At 63.9% G+C, this 17,140-nt stretch carries 17 protein-coding genes and 1 tRNA gene; 15 read left to right on the top strand and 3 right to left on the bottom strand.

Features of this window, described 5'->3' with window-relative positions:
* Nucleotides 1-105: 105 nt before the first annotated feature.
* Nucleotides 106-690, bottom strand: a complete 585-nt coding sequence (locus tag E5675_RS21305; RefSeq protein ID WP_247594721.1) for a LysR substrate-binding domain-containing protein — start codon at nucleotides 688-690, stop codon at nucleotides 106-108.
* Between the two features lie 123 nt (nucleotides 691-813).
* Here E5675_RS21305 and E5675_RS21300 point away from each other — a divergent pair, with 123 nt between their 5' ends.
* The 10 genes from E5675_RS21300 (at nucleotide 814) to E5675_RS21255 (ending at nucleotide 11,190) form a co-directional block, all read left to right on the top strand.
* Complete coding sequence (locus E5675_RS21300; protein ID WP_247594720.1) at nucleotides 814-2,046, top strand: arginase family protein; 1,233 nt, start codon at nucleotides 814-816, stop codon at nucleotides 2,044-2,046.
* The gene (locus E5675_RS21295) at nucleotides 2,034-2,945 is read left to right on the top strand and encodes a PD40 domain-containing protein (protein WP_136176247.1); all 912 of its coding nucleotides are present in this window, start codon (nucleotides 2,034-2,036) and stop codon (nucleotides 2,943-2,945) included. Before E5675_RS21300 ends, E5675_RS21295 begins: the two co-directional genes overlap by 13 nt.
* Before the next feature lie 50 nt (nucleotides 2,946-2,995).
* A complete protein-coding gene (locus tag E5675_RS21290; protein WP_136176616.1) occupies nucleotides 2,996-3,349 on the top strand; it encodes a YciI family protein in 354 nt (117 codons plus the stop codon).
* Nucleotides 3,342-3,893 (top strand): GNAT family N-acetyltransferase, encoded by a 552-nt coding sequence (locus E5675_RS21285; protein WP_136176246.1) that lies wholly within the window; start codon nucleotides 3,342-3,344, stop codon nucleotides 3,891-3,893. Before E5675_RS21290 ends, E5675_RS21285 begins: the two co-directional genes overlap by 8 nt.
* Nucleotides 3,894-3,999: 106 nt before the next feature.
* On the top strand, nucleotides 4,000-4,866 hold the full coding sequence (locus E5675_RS21280; RefSeq protein ID WP_168707950.1) for an alpha/beta hydrolase-fold protein: 867 nt from the start codon (nucleotides 4,000-4,002) through the stop codon (nucleotides 4,864-4,866).
* Nucleotides 4,867-5,399: 533 nt separating this feature from the next.
* Nucleotides 5,400-6,260 (top strand): helix-turn-helix transcriptional regulator, encoded by an 861-nt coding sequence (locus E5675_RS21275; RefSeq protein WP_136176244.1) that lies wholly within the window; start codon nucleotides 5,400-5,402, stop codon nucleotides 6,258-6,260.
* A gap of 286 nt (nucleotides 6,261-6,546) precedes the next feature.
* Nucleotides 6,547-7,656, top strand: a complete 1,110-nt coding sequence (locus E5675_RS21270) for a sel1 repeat family protein (RefSeq protein WP_136176243.1) — start codon at nucleotides 6,547-6,549, stop codon at nucleotides 7,654-7,656.
* 20 nt (nucleotides 7,657-7,676) lie between these two features.
* On the top strand, nucleotides 7,677-8,870 hold the full coding sequence (locus tag E5675_RS21265; RefSeq protein ID WP_136176242.1) for a hypothetical protein: 1,194 nt from the start codon (nucleotides 7,677-7,679) through the stop codon (nucleotides 8,868-8,870).
* A complete protein-coding gene (locus E5675_RS21260; RefSeq protein WP_136176241.1) occupies nucleotides 8,765-9,808 on the top strand; it encodes a tetratricopeptide repeat protein in 1,044 nt (347 codons plus the stop codon). Before E5675_RS21265 ends, E5675_RS21260 begins: the two co-directional genes overlap by 106 nt.
* A 2-nt stretch (nucleotides 9,809-9,810) precedes the next feature.
* On the top strand, nucleotides 9,811-11,190 hold the full coding sequence (locus E5675_RS21255; RefSeq protein WP_168707949.1) for a tetratricopeptide repeat protein: 1,380 nt from the start codon (nucleotides 9,811-9,813) through the stop codon (nucleotides 11,188-11,190).
* Between the two features lie 830 nt (nucleotides 11,191-12,020).
* Here the strand turns inward: E5675_RS21255 and E5675_RS21250 are convergent.
* Nucleotides 12,021-12,097: transfer RNA gene (locus E5675_RS21250), tRNA-Arg, on the bottom strand.
* Between the two features lie 132 nt (nucleotides 12,098-12,229).
* Here E5675_RS21250 and E5675_RS21245 point away from each other — a divergent pair.
* The gene (locus tag E5675_RS21245) at nucleotides 12,230-13,264 is read left to right on the top strand and encodes a putative sulfate exporter family transporter (protein WP_136176615.1); all 1,035 of its coding nucleotides are present in this window, start codon (nucleotides 12,230-12,232) and stop codon (nucleotides 13,262-13,264) included.
* Nucleotides 13,265-13,295: 31 nt separating this feature from the next.
* Here E5675_RS21245 and E5675_RS21240 read toward each other — a convergent pair whose 3' ends face one another.
* Entirely contained in the window at nucleotides 13,296-14,048 is a 753-nt protein-coding gene (locus E5675_RS21240; RefSeq protein WP_136176239.1) for a zinc-ribbon domain-containing protein, read from the bottom strand.
* A gap of 158 nt (nucleotides 14,049-14,206) precedes the next feature.
* Between E5675_RS21240 and ftsE the strand changes: the two genes are divergently transcribed.
* Genes ftsE through E5675_RS21220 form a run of 4 tightly spaced genes read left to right on the top strand, consistent with a single transcriptional unit; the run spans nucleotide 14,207 to nucleotide 17,112 of the window.
* Nucleotides 14,207-14,938: a cell division ATP-binding protein FtsE gene (gene ftsE / locus E5675_RS21235; RefSeq protein WP_136176238.1), complete on the top strand. Its 732-nt coding sequence runs from the start codon at nucleotides 14,207-14,209 to the stop codon at nucleotides 14,936-14,938.
* A gap of 10 nt (nucleotides 14,939-14,948) precedes the next feature.
* Nucleotides 14,949-15,854 (top strand): cell division protein, encoded by a 906-nt coding sequence (locus E5675_RS21230; protein ID WP_136176237.1) that lies wholly within the window; start codon nucleotides 14,949-14,951, stop codon nucleotides 15,852-15,854.
* The gene (locus tag E5675_RS21225; protein ID WP_136176236.1) at nucleotides 15,851-16,381 is read left to right on the top strand and encodes a YdcF family protein; all 531 of its coding nucleotides are present in this window, start codon (nucleotides 15,851-15,853) and stop codon (nucleotides 16,379-16,381) included. The genes E5675_RS21230 and E5675_RS21225 overlap by 4 nt, the downstream gene beginning before the upstream one ends.
* A gap of 11 nt (nucleotides 16,382-16,392) precedes the next feature.
* Nucleotides 16,393-17,112: a lysophospholipid acyltransferase family protein gene (locus E5675_RS21220; RefSeq protein ID WP_136176235.1), complete on the top strand. Its 720-nt coding sequence runs from the start codon at nucleotides 16,393-16,395 to the stop codon at nucleotides 17,110-17,112.
* Nucleotides 17,113-17,140: the final 28 nt, after the last annotated feature.

Genomic DNA, 17,140 nt, shown 5'->3' with positions numbered 1-17,140 from the left:
GCGATTGGTGTGCATTTGTACGCTGCTGTGAGGAGGTCTCTCACCCTTCAAGCCCCGCCTTTTACTCGCTCCGATGCGCCAAATGCATCGGATGCGGCGGGGGCCTCAAGCAAGCCGCCTATCCAGTTCCGTCCCGAGATAGGATATCAACCAGTCGGCGAAGTGGGGAGTCAATCCGCCTTTCTTCCAGAGAAGCCAATAGGAGCCTGGTCCTTTGAGCACATGCGGGAACGGGGCAACCAGGGTGCCGTACTGCAATTCGCGCTCGAAGAGCCGGGGCGAGAGAAGCGCAGCGCCGTTCCCGGCCATCGCCGCGATCGCATCCGAATCCTGGGTGAGCATTTCTATTGCAGTAAAGGAAATGCCGGAGGGGGACGCTCCCGCCATGTCGAACCATCCGTTCCAGCGGTCGTCCCGAAGCAAGGGAATGGCCTTGAGCGATGTAGGATCTCCATCGAGCGATGCGGCCAATTTGGGGCTAACCATCGGCGTTCCTTCGAGAGGCAGGAGCTCGCAGGCTTCGAACGAGAGCCAGGGTCCCGTCCCGCTCCGTATCGCCACGTCGAAATCAGTTCCGTCCCGCTCTTCCGTGGTGACGTCGAGCACGATCTCATCCGATCCTTCCAACTGATGATACTCCTGAAGCAGGGGAACCAGAAGGCGATTGGCAAAGGTCGGCGTGCAGGTCACTCGGAGCCTCGGCTTCGCGCGGACGCAATCCTCCACGGCCCGCTGCATGACAGCGAGGCCCTCCCGGATTCCTTCTCCCAACGCCCGTCCGGCTTCGGTGAGCGAAAGCCGCGGCCCTCTGCGATGAAAAAGGTCCACGCCGAGGCGTTGCTCAAGGTCGCGGATGCGTTGGCTGACCGCGGTGGTGGTGACCGACAGTTCCTCTGCGGCACGGGTGAAATTGCCGTGACGCGCACAGGCTTCGAAGACTTTCAGGCTCTGAAGGGATGGTCTCGGAAAAGTCATGGCTATGTGAAGCAGAACTTCACGTCATCGACAAGCATCATCGTTATGCTCGCGGTCTGGCGTGCGCTAGCATCGCTTATGTTTTCACGCAGGGAATTCGGCGGATTCATCGGTGGCACAATGCTCGCCGCATCTTCAAAAAAATCCGACGCTCGCACACCTTCGGAAGCCACCCTTATTGCCGCACCAAGCAATCTTGGGCTGCGCCCTCTGCGTGATGCCCACATCCCCGGTGCCTGGCGCGGACCCGAGGTGCTTGAAGCAGCGGGTATCGCAGCCGCCGTGGGGGCTAGATCGACGATCCGCTTGCCGCGACCAGACTACCAAGCGGATGCAGTGCCAGCCTCCCGGATCAGGAATGGGCCCGCGCTCAGAGCATTCAACGAGCAACTTGCGCTCGAAGTCCAGGCGGCGATCGCCGACAAGTCGTTCCCCGTGGTTATTGGGGGAGACTGCAGCATTATTCTGGGCTGTCTCGCCGGCGCCCGCACGACCGGTCGGCTGGGGCTCGTGCACGTCGATGGCCACAGCGATTTCTTCCATCCTGGGAACTATGATGCAGAAGCTAGGCTGGGTTCTGCAGCCGGCATGGATCTCGCGCTCGCCACCGGACGGGGCGAACCCCTCCTGGCAATCTGGGACGGCACGCCGCTGGTCGAGGACCGGTACGTCTCGCAGATTGGCGAGCGCGATGAACTTGATCCGGACTACGCCTATCGCGACATCGAGACGACTCGGATAAGACGCTTTCCGGTTCGGAGCGTCCGGAAGGCCGGTATCGAAGAGACGATTTGCAAAGTTCTCGCCCCGGTTAATGGGGAACGTCCGCCGTTCTGGCTTCACGTCGACCTCGATGTGCTGGACGAAGATGAGATGCTGGCGGTGGATTCTCCCGGATCGCCGGGGATGACGTTCGATGAGCTTGAGCGGCTCATCTCGGGGTTCCTGGCATCCGGAAGGATCGTCGGCCTCGATCTCGCAATCTACGATCCGGACCTCGACCCGACAGGAAGATATGCGAGGGACATTGTTCGTTCAATCGAAAGGGCATTCCGATCATGGCGGGGCTGATACGGACCGCAGCGGTACTCGCGCTTGGCGCGCTGGCCGCCTGCTCGCAATTCGGAAGCGATGAGCCGCGCGCGTCGGAGAGGGCATTCATGCCCCTGATGTGGACGCCTTCGGAGATTTCGACGGCGGGCTACGAGTCCTCGCCGACGTTCACACCCGACGGGCGCGAGATGTACTACGTCAGCGCAAACCCGCAGTTTCGTGACTACCAGATATTGATGTCACGATGCGTGGAGGGAAAATGGACCAGAGGCCATGTTCCGTCGTTCGCGCGTCCGTTGCCGATCATCGAAGCCGACCCTGCCATTACGCATGACGGGAAACGCCTCTACTTCATCTCCTCCAGACACGCGCCGGAGAAGGAGGACTTCGATATCTGGTATGTCGACCGAGCGGAAGAAGGCTGGGGACAACCGGTAAGGCTACCAGCCCCGGTGAATACGACCAGTTCCGAGATCTTTCCCCGCCCCGGTGCCGACGGGCGTCTTTATTTCGGATCCGACCGACCGGGAGGGCATGGAGCGGGCGACATCTACGCTGCCACGCAATCGCCTAGCGGCGAATGGAAAGTCGAGAATTTGGGACCCCCAATCAGTACCGCTGCGGACGACTATGAGGCGGAGATCTCGCGCAATGGTCGAACCATGATCGTGGTGTCGGATCGTGGCGATAAGTCGCATCTGTATCGCTTCGTCCTGAAGAATGGAAAATGGGCCGAGACAGGAAGGATCGAAGCCGCACCGGACGTCTTCCAGGTCGGTCCCTTGCTGTCGCCGGGGGGCGATCGGCTTCTCTTCGCCCAGGCGGCAAGGGCGAGATCGGGTGAGATGTACTTGATCGACCTAACCGATGACCCTGACCGTGTCTGGCCGCCCTGTGCAGGGCCTGCAGCGCCGTAACAGGGCGCCGACGGTCGCCCTAAAATGCAATGACGACTGACGAGGTGACGATGCAATTCCTGCTTATTATCAGCCACGATGACGGTTTCCGTCCCGAAGAGAAACTCGTCTCGGCCATCGGTGCATGGATCGAGCACACCGAGAAGGTCGGTGTGCGCATGCTGGGCAAGCCATTGCGTCCGGCGAGCGAAGCAAGGACCGTTCGGATCCGGGACGGAGCGCCAGAAATGATTAGTGGACCGTTCTCCGCTTCCGAGGAGCAGATGTGCGCGTTCGAACTCCTCGAGTGCGAGAGCATGGAGCAGGCGATGGACCTCGCGTGCGAGCATCCGATGGCTCATGCCGCGACAATAGAGGTAAGACCAGTTTGGGAGATGCTGGACGTGGCGAAGTCCAGTGCGTGACGAAGGTGTCGTGCTCCTCACGGATCGACTCATCCTTCGACCGCACATTCTCGGTGACTTCGAAGACAGCTTCGATATGTGGAGCGATCCGACGACGACCGAATTCATCGGAGGCCACCCTTCGACGCGGGAAGAGTGTTGGTCTCGGTTTCTCCGCTACATCGGGATGTGGCCCACTCTGGGATTTGGCTACTGGGCGATCATGGAGCGTGATACCCAGACGTTCGTAGGCGAAATCGGGTGCGCCGAGTTCAAGCGGGACATAGTGCCTCCAATCTCGCTTCCGGAGAGCGGATGGGCGATTACGCGAAGAGCGCGCGGCAAGGGATATGCAGAGGAAGCGCTGAGGGCGGTGTTGGATTGGGCTGACGATTCGCTGGAGATCGACGGCACCACCTGCATAATTGCTCCAGACAATCGGGTTTCCCGACGCCTCGCAGAGAAGGTGGGCTATGAATGTGTCGGATCAGCAGTCTATAAGGGAAACCCACTTGACGTGTTTACGCGTAAACTTGGCACACTCGTCCCCAAGAAAGCGAGTTAGATGAAGCGACGGCGCGCAACTGCCGAACCAACGCCGCGGCTGTGACCCCATGCTGAATCGATCCGGTCGACCTCGCCTTTTCATGCTCATGGCATGCCTAGCGCTCATGCTCGGATCGCCCTCCGCACAAGCACAGTCGCAATCCGACCTGGTGGCGTCGAGCACCCCGATACAGACCGGAACGTCTTTTGAACTAGACTCCGCGGTGCTGGGTGACTTTCGGCAGGTAAATGTTTGGCTGCCCACCGGATACGCCGACAGCACTGACCGTTATTCGGTCGTCTATCTGCTCGATGGTGCTCTCGATCAGGATTTTCATCACATTGCCGGCTTGGCACAACTCGGTTCGCTAAGCTGGACCTTCGGACCGATCATCGTCATCGGCGTGCAGACAAAGAACCGGCAGACGGAGCTCACTCCCGCTCCGGAAGACGCGCGATACCGCACCGCCTTTCCCAAGAGCGGCGGATCGCTACAGTTTCGCAAATTTCTCGAGGCGGAAGTGATACCCTTCATCGAAGCCCGATACCGGACCGGCGAGCGACGTGCGGTCATGGGTGAATCGCTGGCGGGCCTTTTCGTGATCGATACCCTCTTAAGGCAAGCCGACCTCTTCCACGACTACGTAGCGGTTAGTCCCAGCCTCTGGTGGGATGATCGGCGCCCGATGCGAACCGCTTCCCAGTCACTTAGATCCATGCCGCCAGGACGACGCCTGTATCTCGCGATTGCAAACGAAGGAGGGACAATGCTGGATGGAGTTGACCTGCTGCGAAATGCCCTAGAGCAGCAGTCTTCAGAAGCCGTCACGGTCCGCTACTCGGATCGGAGCGGCACGGCGACGCATAGCACAATCTATCATGGAGCTGTCGAAGAGGCCTTTCGCTGGCTCTATCCGATGCCTCAAATCGATTACGGACCAACACCCTGGTTCATGATCGATGGCGGATCTCCTGCCGACGCCGATAGGTAAAATGATTATTTACCGATGCCCACCTTTCCGAGGTGGAACGGCTCTTGGCACCTGAGCGCATGACCCGATTGCTCTGAAGCGGAGAGCAGCCCTCTATCCGCGACGATCGACTGACAGCTTTCGGGCACCGCCTAATCAGGGCGGGAACGGCCGATATCGGGCGCATATCCGCCCAACGCTACTCGGGGGAGCAGACGGTAGTATCAGTCATCGATTGGTGTCGGACGGAAGCCTCTGGCAGGCTGCGCTCCTAACTCTTGCCATTTGAAACAAGGTGACGAGAATGTCCCATCTGTTCGCGGGGATCAAGAATGCAAGACGGACTAGTCGATCGGATTTACGAATGCTCGGCGGTACCGGAGGCGTGGCCAGCGGTTCTCGACGAGGTAGCGGCCCTCGCGGGATCGGCAGGGGGCCTGCTCTTCTCGGCGCGCAAGTCGCTGAACTGGACCGCTTCCGAGCGAATAGCCGACGTCTTTGCGGCCTATGTGGAGGAAGGATGGTTCGGCAAGTGCAGTCGGCGCGTTTGCCTGATGGGCCGCGAAGAACCCTCCTTTTTCGTGGAGCATGATTTCTGGAGTGACGCGGAAATCGATGCCGATCCGGTGTATCGCGATTTCTTCCATCCGCGCGGGCTGGGATGGTCGGCGGGAACCGGGGTCCAGGTGCCAACAGGTGACAATATCGTGTTCAGCGTCGAGCGGGCCTTTACTGACGGCCCCGTGGCGGCCGAAAGCGTGGCACGGCTCAACCTTCTGCGCCCGCATCTGGCGCGGAGCGCGCTCGTCAGCGCGCGCATGCAACACAAGCGCGCCCAGGGCGCCGCCGAGGCGCTGGCCGCGATGCAGCTGCCCGCCTTTTTACTGCGCGCCGGCGGTGAAGTTGTCGAGATGAGCCCGCTTGGCACCGATGTGTCTTCGCTCGTGATATTGGGCGCACACGGCCGCCTGCACCTGGCCGACAGGCAGGCCGATGCGCTCCTCGACGATGCCCTCGCATCGCTGACCTCGGCGCCTGAAATCAGCGCGCGATCGTTTCCGGTGCGCGACGCAGCGGGAATGCCCCGGCAGGTTGCGCATCTGATCCCTGTCCCGCGCGGCGCACACGATGTCTTTGGGGATTCCTATGCCTTGCTGATGATGGTGCCGGTCGCTTCGGATCGCGTGCCCTCAGCCACACTGCTGAAGTCGCTATTTGACCTGACGCCGTCGGAAGCGCGGGTTGCCAGCGGTATCGCCCGCGGCGAGACGCCCGATTCCATCGCGGCGTCAGGCCAGGTCGCCATCAGCACGGTGCGCAGCCAAATTCGCAGCGTGCTCGAAAAAACGGGCACGTCACGACAGTCCGACCTTGCCGGGCTGTTGGCCCGGATCGGCGCAACCGCCCCTAATTAACCGAAAAAACTCCGTGCCATCCTCCATCTGAAGGATGAACAGCGCGCAGGGTTGGGCTCTATTCGCAATCGCTGACGGCGATCTGCGACCCACAGTCGTCAGCGGGCGGTGCGCCTGACCCATCGGGCCAAGCGCACCGCCGCCAGATCCGACCCGATCGCCGAACAGCGTCGCCGCTCGGCGGTTAGCCGTATTGGCCAAGACTTAGAGGGGGCGAGGAGGATCGTCTGTCGCATTGAAACGATAAGCGAATTCGAGGGGCAGGTTCAATTTCTTGGGATCGGAAATGACAACGACAGCGGGTTCGGCGCGCCATCGTTTGGCCAGAACATTCGCAGCCGCGCCTGTCGCGGCGGCGGTGCTGTTCACGTCGGCGGCAGCGGCCGAGCCCGCCGATGCGTTCGCGCTACATCAGGCCGCCCTTACGGCGGAACGGCAGGGCGAGATGACGCTGGCAATCGATAGTTTCGACCGCGCCTGCGCCATGAAACTCGCACCCTCTTGCACGATGGCAGGGCTTGCCAAGCTGGACGACGCGAACGGCAGCGAAGGCCTGATGGCCGCCGCACGCGATCTTGCGGCTGGATGCCTCGCGGGAAGCGATTTCGCGTGCGCAAAAATGGGCGTGGCGCTTGGACAAGCCTTCCCCGGCGTGGCGAGCGCGGAGGGTTTTGCCGCGATCGCACTGCGGCAAATGGGCGAAGATTGCCGCGTCACCCCGAACGACACCGCCTGCTACGACGCGGCCGCCCTGTTGCACGCCGAGGAGCGGGGCGGCGCGGATATGAGCGCGGTCCAGCGCTACGCTGCCACCGCCTGTAACCGTAAAGCCTATCCCGGATGCCTGCCCGTGGCTGCTCTATCCGCGGACGAAAGCGATGCAGTAGAACGCGCGTCGGCGCATTGCCGTGCCGCTCGCGCGGATGGCTGCATGACCTTGCTGGCGTTTCTACTGAAGGACGAGGAGCGCCTGAAGGCGCCCGACGCGCTGACAATCCTCGAGCAAGCATGTGCTGCGCAAATCGGCATCGCCTGCGCCAACTTGGGGCTATTTTACTCGAAGGGTCCGATTGCCGCGCGTGACGATAGCGCCGCGCGCCGTTTCATGCGCGCAGGCTGCGATGGCGCGGTCGCGCAGGCCTGTTTCGCCTTCGCCGTGATGCACAAAAAGGGCGTCGGCGGCCCCGTCCACCGGAACCGGTCGGTGGAACTGGTCGCTCACGCCTGTAACCTTGGTTGGGCAGAGGCGTGCGAAACGCTGGCGACGATCATCGGAGACCGCGATGCGGCGGCGCAGCCCGCCCAAGATGCCCACGCGCTGCGCCGAAGAGCCTGCCGACTTGGCAGTGAAAACGCTTGCGGCGGGGGCACGTCAACCTCGACTTCACCGGTTTGAAAGGCGGGTCAGCTCGTTCCATGGCAATTCGCAAAATCCTGTCGCGCATGTTCATCACGCTGTTCGTATCTGCAATCCTCGCAGCGGTCACCGCCGCGCAGGCGCAATCCGACAACGAAAAGCTACGTTCGATGGCGCAACTTTACGGCGTCGCGACCTACGCCTTGGGCGCCAATGAGCAGTGCGACCTGCTCGATCAGGGCGAGTATCGGGGGCTGGTCGTGCTGCGCGACGCGCTCACGCCCGACCTCTCTCGTGCCACGACGAGCGAAGTGTTTACGTCGTTGAACCACGCATCGACCGGGACGACGGACTGGGCAACCGGATGCCTCGCGCGCAGCACGCATGACACCGAATGGCGCCGCATCGATAGCGCGCGGCTGATTGCGCACGCGCTGCAGGCGGCGCCCGCGGTGATGGCCAGCGATCCCGGCACATGCTCGACGGGTAATATGGGCGAGAAACTTCCACGATCCGATTGGACGATTGTCGCGGCCATGGCCGCCCGGCACCACGTCAATGGCGAACGCGCCACATTCGACGGATTGAAAAAGATGTTCGCCGGACTGATCGACGCGGACTGCGCGCGCACGCAGAGTGCGTCATTGCTGCAGGCGGGGTTCGACGCCCTTTGGCTCGCCGAGGACAATGCCCTCGCCAACGGCGCCGACAAAGGCCCAGGTTCATCGCTGGCGGGCAGATATCAGTCGGTCGTGGTGGCAAAGGCAATGGGGCCGTGGCGGCTGCGGCGCGGCGGTTTTAACGGGTCGTTTCCGCGCGACGGGATCAACGCTTTTCGCCTCGTCGGGCGGGGCGACACCGCCACCGCCTTCCTCCATCTGGCAAGCATTGGCGCGTTCGGCGGTCCTCGCGGTGAACTGCTGTTCCGCCCCAAGGGTGGCTGGACGGTCCGGCTCGGCGGCAATGCTGCCGCCGTCGCGTTGAGCCTCGGCGACGGCACGATCATCCCCCTCATCAAATTGTCGGGGAGCGGGTCGGAGGGCCTGGGTTCCGCGCACTTCGAGCTGCCAAAGGCATCAATCGCCGCGCTCGCGGGCAAGGCCGACGCGACTATCGTCCATATCGAATGGCAGGACGGTGACGGCAAATGGACGCCCTTCTTCGGCCTTGGCCGGAATCCCGATCCCCAGAAGTTCACGCTCGGCGAGCTCCGCGACGCCCTGGCGTGGGTAATAGTGCCGCGCCCGCAATGATCATGACCACCTTGCTCCGCCTTGTTTTCGCCGTTGCGCTTGGTGGCTTATTCACGCTGGCCCCGGCGTCGGCTGCTCGATCGCCGAGCAGCAACCCGGCCGAGCTGCCCCAAGCGTGCGACGTCGACCGCGACGCGCAATCGTGCCTCAAACAGGCAATCCGTCTGTATGAAGGCAAGACGCTGCCGAAGGACGACGCCACCGCGCGCCGCTTCGCCGCCAAGGCGTGTGCGGAGGGGGCCGCCGAGGGCTGCAACTTTCTTGCCGCGATGCTCGAAAAAGGGATCGGGGGCCCGGCCGATCGCCAGGCGGCGGTGCGCAACTATCGCCGGGCATGTAACGCGGGCTATGCCAACGCCTGTTACAATCTCGGCCAGCTCTTTTACTTTGCGGCAGCGAATGAGGGCGAGGTCGTTGAGGCGCGCGAGCTATTCGCTGAAGCGTGCGACGCAAAGATCGCCGATTCCTGTAACAATCACGCCGTGATGGTGAAGTTCGGAGAAGGCGGGCCGCGCGACCTGTCCGCCGCCCGCGCTCTGTTCGATGCTGCTTGCGCGGCGGGCAGCATCGATGGCTGCACGAACCATGGCTTTATGCTGATGATGGGCGAAGCGGGACCGCGGGACATTGCGCGCGCAGCGAAGTTGCTCGACGCGGCCTGCACCGCCAACGCTCCAAATGCCTGCGACAATATGGGGGTCATGCTGATGAACGGCATGAACGGCCCGACCGACTTCGGCCGGGCAGGCACCCTGCTGCGCAGGGCCTGCGCGCTGGGCAGTCAAAGCGGCTGTTTCAACCTCGGCCAGATGCTGACGAAGGGACCGGACCATATCCGCGATCCCGGTGCGGCCGACGCGGCGCACAAGGAAGCCTGCCGACTTGGGCACAAGCAAGCCTGCACCCTCACAACTACCCCTATACAACCGGGAGCATGAAGATGTTTTGCATTTCGACCGCACGGCCCCTGACCTTGATCCTCGCGGTGGCGGCGCTATCCGCGCCAGCTCTCGCCCAAAGCGGCGGTCTCGACGATCTGGTGGACGGCCTTGCCGCCGAATCCAAGGAGGCGCTGGCGGCATCCGAGGCGCGCGTGAAAAAATGGTTCGCTGATGCCGATGTTCAGGCGCTCAAGGAGCGCGCCGATGCGGGCAATGCGTCCGCGCAGGTCGCCTTCGCCGACAGGATTCGCGACGATTTGCTCGGCGAGCCCTGGGCACGCGAAAAAACCCAGCAACAAATGCTGAAATATTATGCGCTCGCGATGGCGCAGAACAACGGGCTGGCGTTCGCGCGGGTCGGCGAAATTGCGGAATCGCCCGACTACAGCTGGAAAATGAAACGGCGCTCGCGCGATCGCGGCGAAGCAATATCCTATTATGAAAAGGGCGCCGCGCTCGGCAATCGCGAGGCGGCGGCAGGCTTCCTCAGAATTGCCCTCGATCCCAACTATTGCAGTTTCTGTGAGGATCAGGGCGACCTGAAATTTGATCGGACGAAACGCGAGGCTGCCGGTCTTCTTGACAAAGAATCCGGCGAACTCTCCATCGCATATCGCATGGAAAAGACCGAAGTCCTGGCAAAGGCCATACGCTATGCCACCCCCGTCCGACTGCGTGCGGGCGACGCGGCAGCGCACCTGCTCGCCGCGCAATATCTGACCGGTGTTCATTATCACTGGAGGTCCGGGATCGGCATTACCGACGCGCAAAAACCCCGCTGGCAGCTGCTGGAGGGCGACTATCTGCTGCCGCGAAACACCGCGAAGGCGATCGAGATACTGACCGAATTGTCCGGGCGCGGCGACAATCTTGCCAGCCGCAAGCTGGCATCGCTCTACTTTACGGGCAAGAATGACGGCGGCGGGGCGGTGCTGCGCGATTATGACAAATATATCTTCTATATGGACCGGGCGGTGACCAACGGCAGCGTGCTCGCAGCAAACGACCTCGGATTTGAGCTGCTATCAGGCCGCAAGCTCCCGGCTGATCACGCGCGCGGTTTCGAATATATCGCGAAGGCCGCGCTCAAGGGATATGGTCCCGCCGAACTATCCGCCGGCTATGCACTGCGCGACGGGCGCGGCGTGACAAAAAATGAGGCGCAAGCGCTCGAGATGTTCAAGCGCGCCGCCGACCACGGCGAGCTAGACGGGGCGGTGCAAGCGGCCGCGATGTATCGTGCTGGGCGCGGAACGACAAGCGGCCGGGTCGAAGTCCCAAACGCTTATGCCTATGAAAAGAAAGCCGAGGCGATGCGAAAGCTGACCCCCACGATGGCGGAAGTCGTCCGTCGCGGTCATCAGGATAAGTTCGACTGATCCGATCAAATCCGTGAATACAGGATTCGCCCAACGTCGGGAGTATGGAACCAGGCCAGAAGATGACGGCGCGAATTTGGTGCGGCTGGACCTGACCGCGAGGCGCTCAATTTGAGGAGAACCTTCCGTGGCATCGGCATTAAAAGCAATTCCCGCGACCGTGGCAGTTTCGCTCGGATTGGCGGCCCCAGCCAACGGCAAGGAGCGCGTCGATAGCTACCTCGTGCCGGATGCGACGGGTAATCTACAACGGTGCCGACATCGCCGCCCTAGCCAGCGTCCCCTGCTGCCACCTCGAGCTCGGCGATGCCCCGAGGCCGTCATGATCCGGCGACTGAAGCCATCAGTGGGGAAGTGAGAGGATTTCCAACGGAGAATCTATGTAGCGGCGACCTCGGCGTCTTTTTTTGTGGCGCTAAGCCACATCATAACTCTGCAACCGCCAGCGCCGAACTAACCGTCAAGTCAATTGCTCCGTGTATCGATCGAACGACCGCTTTCGGGCAGACCCCGATAACGTCGAAATGGCCGACATGAGGCGCAAAGTTGCCATCCGGGCCATGGGCAATTCCAGATAATCAGCGAGCATGTTGGGCCTGTCGGCGTACTGCGGTGAATTCCCGACGAAGGCAGGGGTCGACCTTCGCAGGCCTTCACCGAACTTCTAAAGCATTGGATTTATTGAGCGTCGCATCCTTCAATTCCGGCCGCAATAGCACGGATTCGGCGCGTAACGTTCTTGCCTCACGAACGAGTTGCTTACTTGGCAAAATCCAAGCTCCCAAGCCCATCGCTGGGATTCGTTTAAATTATTGAAATATAAAGAAAAATGGCGCACCCGAAGGGATTCGAACCCCTGGCCTCTGCCTTCGGAGGGCAGCGCTCTATCCAGCTGAGCTACGGGTGCTGATAGAGCGCGGCCTCTAGCAAGCCCTTGGCCCGCCAGCAATGGCCTATCGACCGTTGCGCCCGGATATGCGAAGCGGTGCCCGCGAAGAGGACGGGAGCGTTGGTGAAACTATCCGAACCGAGCTGGCCGATGGCCGCGGACCTTTACGGCGAGATGCAGCTCGAGGCGAACCCGCCCGCGCGGCATCGCTGGCGTGACTATCTGCCGGGTCTTCTCGTCACCGCCATCGCCGCGCTCGCCGCCGCGTGGCTTGCCGACCATTATGCCGCGCCGATCGTGCTGATGGGGCTGCTCATCGGCCTCGCGCTGTCATTCCTGTCGCAGGACAAGCGTACCCACGCGGGACTCGACCTGATGTCGCAAACCGCGCTGCGCATCGGCATCGTCCTCGTCGGCGCGCGGATCACCGCTGGTCAGCTCGTCGAGCTGGGGCCGCTGCCCTTCGCGCTGCTCGTGATCATCATGCTCGCGGTGATCGTGATGACCGTCGGCGCCGCGCCGCTGTTCCGGCAGGACAAGCAGGCCGCGCTGCTCGCGGGCGGTGCGACCGCGATCTGCGGCGCGTCGGCGGCGCTCGCGCTCTATTCGTTGATCGGCGACAAGCGCATCGATCAGGCGCGCTTCACGCTCACCCTCGTCGGCATCACCGTCGCGAGCGCGCTGGCGATGACGCTCTATCCGGTACTCGCGGCGCAGCTCGACCTTACCGACGCGCAGGCGGGCTTCCTGATCGGCGCGTCGGTCCACGACGTCGCGCAGGCGATCGGCGGCGGCTTTTCCTTCTCGCAGCCGGCGGGCGAGGTCGCGACGATCGTCAAACTGACGCGCGTCGCGCTGCTCGCCCCGATGCTGATGCTGATCGCGCTCTGGCTCGGCCGCAGCGGCGGAACCGGCGCCCCCACGCGCATTCCGCTCCGCCTGCCCTGGTTCATCCTCGGCTTCCTCGGCCTCGCCGCGATCAATTCGCTTGTCGCGATTCCGGAACCCGCGCAGGACGCCGCCGCGACCGCCGCGCAGGCGCTACTGCTCCTCGCGATCGTCGCCACCGCGATGAAGGCGCGGCTGCACCTGCTCCTCGATCAAGGGTGGCGCAGCTTCGCGCCGATCATCGTCGCGACGCTGACCAGTTTTTTGCTGTCCTTGGCGGCCGCGCTGATGCTATGACGGCGTGACGTCAGGGCAATATCCTGAAATATCAGCCTTTCGGTAGAGCCCAGCTCACGGTCAGCTGCGTCGCGCGGCGCGGGATGTCGAGCTTCGCCTCGCTGAAATTGACCTTCTCGTTTGGCGGCAGCATCCGCACCGGCGGCTTGATCGTCCAGCTATAGACGATCGTGCCCTGCGCATCGCGCAGTTCGGCGAGGATCGGCGGCACGCGCTGTTCGCGGTCGGTCGGGTTGATGATCACCCCCGACGCGGCGAAATAGATCGTTCCGTCGGCAAGTTCGCGATGATCCTGGTTCGGCGGCAGCTCGATCACCAGGTCGGGTTCGTCGACGCCGCCCGGCAGGCCGAGCCCCTGCGCCCAGCCCGGCAGGCCGAAATAGGCGAGCCCCGCGGTCGCGGCGATCATCAGCACGGCGGCGGTCGCGGCGATCACCGTCCAGCGCTTCGCGGGATTGCGCCGCGGGCGGCGGAACGGCAGCGGCGCGTCGGCAGCGGCGGGCGTGACACGCGGCGCGGGCTCCGCCGCGGCGAAGGCTGGCGGCGCGGGCGCGGGCGAAGCTTCTGCCACGTCAGGATAAGCTGTCGCAGCGGGTTCGGCGGCCGGCATTGGCGTCGCCGCGGAGGCCTCGACCGCCGGAGCGGGGGGCGTTGCCGCAGGTGCGGCGGGTTCCTGAAACCAGCTGTGGCGGCAATTGGCGCAGCGCACTGTGCGCCCCGTCGGACCGATCGCCGTATCGGGAACGACATAGCGTGTGTGGCAGGACGGGCAGGCAAGGATCATGGCCCCCCTCTAAACACGCCGATTCGCGCGTTGCAAGCGCCGCGTTCCACTCGCACCTTGTCCTCTGTGGATAGCCGTGCGACAGGCAAGCGAATGAGCGGACCAGCGCACCCGATCCCAGACCCCGCGCAGGCGCATGATCGCTGCGGCGCGACGTCATGACCGACGCGTCCCCGACGCGCCCCGGCGGCGCGATGGTCGAATTCGACGGCGTCGGCCTCCGCTATGGCCCCGATGCCGAAATCCTCTCCGACATCAGCTTCAACCTCCAGCCGGGCAGCTTCTATTTCCTCACCGGCGCATCGGGCGCGGGCAAGACGTCGCTGCTCAAGATGCTCTATCTGGCACAGCGGCCGAGCCGAGGCATCGTCCGCCTGTTCGGCGAGGATCTGGTCGCGATGCCGCGCCACCGCCTGCCCGGCTTTCGCCGCCGCATCGGCGTCGTCTTCCAGGATTTCCGCCTGATCCCGCATCTGAGCGCGCGCGACAATATCGCGCTGCCACTGCGCATCGCGGGGGTCAGCGAGGAGGATCTTTCGGGCCCGGTCGGCGAAATGCTGAGCTGGATCGGGCTCGGCGACCGCGCCGACGCGCGCCCCGCGACCTTGTCGGGCGGCGAGCAGCAGCGCGTCGCGATCGCGCGCGCGGTGATCGCGCGCCCGCAGCTCCTCGTCGCCGACGAGCCGACGGGTAACGTCGACCCCGATATGGCGATGCGCCTTTTGGGACTGTTCGAGGCGCTCAATCGCCTCGGCACCACCGTCGTCGTCGCGACCCACGATATCCACCTGATCAGCCGCATCGAAAATGCGCAGATGATGCGGCTCGAAAGGGGACGCCTCGCCGACCCCACCGGCGCGCTGCGCTATCCGCCGGCGAACCGCGCATGATGGGCCGGGCATGATCATCCCGCGCGTCCCCGTCCAGCATCGCCGCCTGCTCCCCGACCGCCGACTGTCGGGCCCGACGCCGTGGGTCGTCGCGATTTTGATGATGCTGACCTTGCTCGCCGCCGCCGCCGGGGTCGGCCTCGCGCGCTCGGCGAACGCGATCGGCGATGCCATCGCGGGGCGCGTCACCGTCCAGATCGTCACAGCCAACCCGGTGACGCGCGCCGAGCAGGCGGCCGCTCTCCGCCGCGCCGCCGCGGCGCAGTCCTTCGTGCGGTCGGCGCGTTCGGTCGAGCGCGAGGAATTGCAGGCGACGCTCGGCCAATGGTTCGGCAGCGCAGACGGCGACGACCCGGTGCTGAAGTCGCTGCCTCTGCCCGCACTCGTCGATGTCGATTTCGTCGGCGGGAACCGTGGCAGCCATATGGAGGCGCTCCGCGCCCTTGTCGCGCGCGAGGCGCCGGGTGCGCGGATCATCCCGCACGCGGAATGGCTGGGTCCCGTCGCGCGGCTCATCCGTTCGCTCGCGTGGATCGCCGGCGCCATGGTGCTGCTCATGGCGGCGGCGAGCGCCGCGGTGGTGATCATGACCGCGCGCGCCGCGCTCGGCACCCATTATGCGACGATCGAGATGCTCCATATGATCGGCGCGACCGACCGCCAGATCACGCGGCTGTTCCAGCGCCGCATCGCGATCGACACCGCCTATGGTATCGCGCTCGGCAGCACCGTCGCCGCGGCGATCCTGCTACTGATCGGCTGGCAATGGTCGGGCGTCACCGCGGGCCTCGCCGCGACCGCGTCGCTCGGTCCCGCGGGCTGGGCGCTCTTGCTGGCGCTGCCGCTATTGGCTATCGCGCTGGCTGCTCTCACCGCGCGGCAGACCCTGCTCGCGGCGCTTAAGAAGATTCTATGATCAAGCGCCTGATTTCCCTGTTGTTCCTGGCCTGGGTTCTTGGCTTCGCATGGTTTGCGCTGCTGTTGCCGCTGCCCGCGGGCGCGCAAAAGACCGACGGAATCGTCGTGCTCACCGGCGGCCCCGGGCGCATCGACCGCGCGCTCGAACGGCTCGAGGCGGGCGACGCCAAGCGCCTGCTCATCAGCGGCGTCGCGCGCGAAGTGAAGCCGCGCGAGCTTGCCGCCGAATATAAGCGCCCGGTTTCGCTGTTCGACTGCTGCATCGCATTGGGGTTCGAGGCCGAGGATACGCGCTCGAACGCGACCGAAGTCGCGACCTGGGCGCAGCGGCGCAAGTACAAGAGCATCCGGCTGGTCACCACGGACTGGCACATGCGCCGCGCCGAATATGAAATCGGCCGCGCGGTCGGCGACACGGTGACGATCCTGCCCGACGCGGTGCGCAGCCAGCCGAGCTTCGCGACCCTGTTCCGCGAATATCATAAATATCTCGCAGGGCTGGCGGGCGGCCTCCTCGGGCTCTAAAGCGGGCGCCGATGCGCTACACCATCGCCCTCTTTCGCTCGATCCTCTTCTGGCTGCTGTTCGTGCTGATGAGCAGCATCAGCTCGATCGGCGCAGTGATCTCGCTGCCCATCTCGCACCGCGCGACGATCTGGTTCGTGCGCATCTGGGCGCAGGCGCATCGCCTCTTCTGTCGCTTCGTGCTCGGTCAAAAGATCGTCGTCGAGGGCGAAATGCCCGATATCCCCGTGCTCTATGTCTTCAAGCACGAAGGGGCCTTCGAGACGATCGAACAGCCGATGCTGTTCAAACATCCCGCCGTCTTTGCCAAGGAGCAGCTTTTCTCGATCCCCGTCTGGGGTCAGGCGGCGCATTTCTACGGGCTGATTCCCGTCGACCGCGACGGCGGCGGCAAGGCGATGCGCGCGATGCTGAACGCCGCCAGGGCCGCGCTCACCAAGGATCGCCCGCTCGTGCTCTTCGCCGAAGGAACGCGTATCCCGCATGGGCTCGCGCCGCCGCTGCGTTCGGGCTTTGCCGGCATCTACCGCCTGCTCGGCGTGCCCGTTATCCCGGTCGCGGTGAACAGCGGCATCGCCTATCCGCCGCGCCGCTGGGTCAAATGGTCGGGGACGATCACTTACAAGGTCGGCGAAACCATCCCCGCCGGCCTTCCACGCGAGGAGGCCGAGGAGCGCGTCTGGCGCGCAATCAACGCGCTGAACCCGCCCGAGGCGTTGCTGGGATCATGATCGTCGCCCCCGCGGAGGCGGGGGCCGC

The organism is Sphingopyxis sp. PAMC25046 (assembly GCF_004795895.1).
Taxonomy (GTDB): Bacteria; Pseudomonadota; Alphaproteobacteria; order Sphingomonadales; family Sphingomonadaceae; genus Sphingopyxis.
Note: the sequence above shows the minus strand (reverse complement) of the source record. Positions and strands in the feature narration are given on the sequence as shown.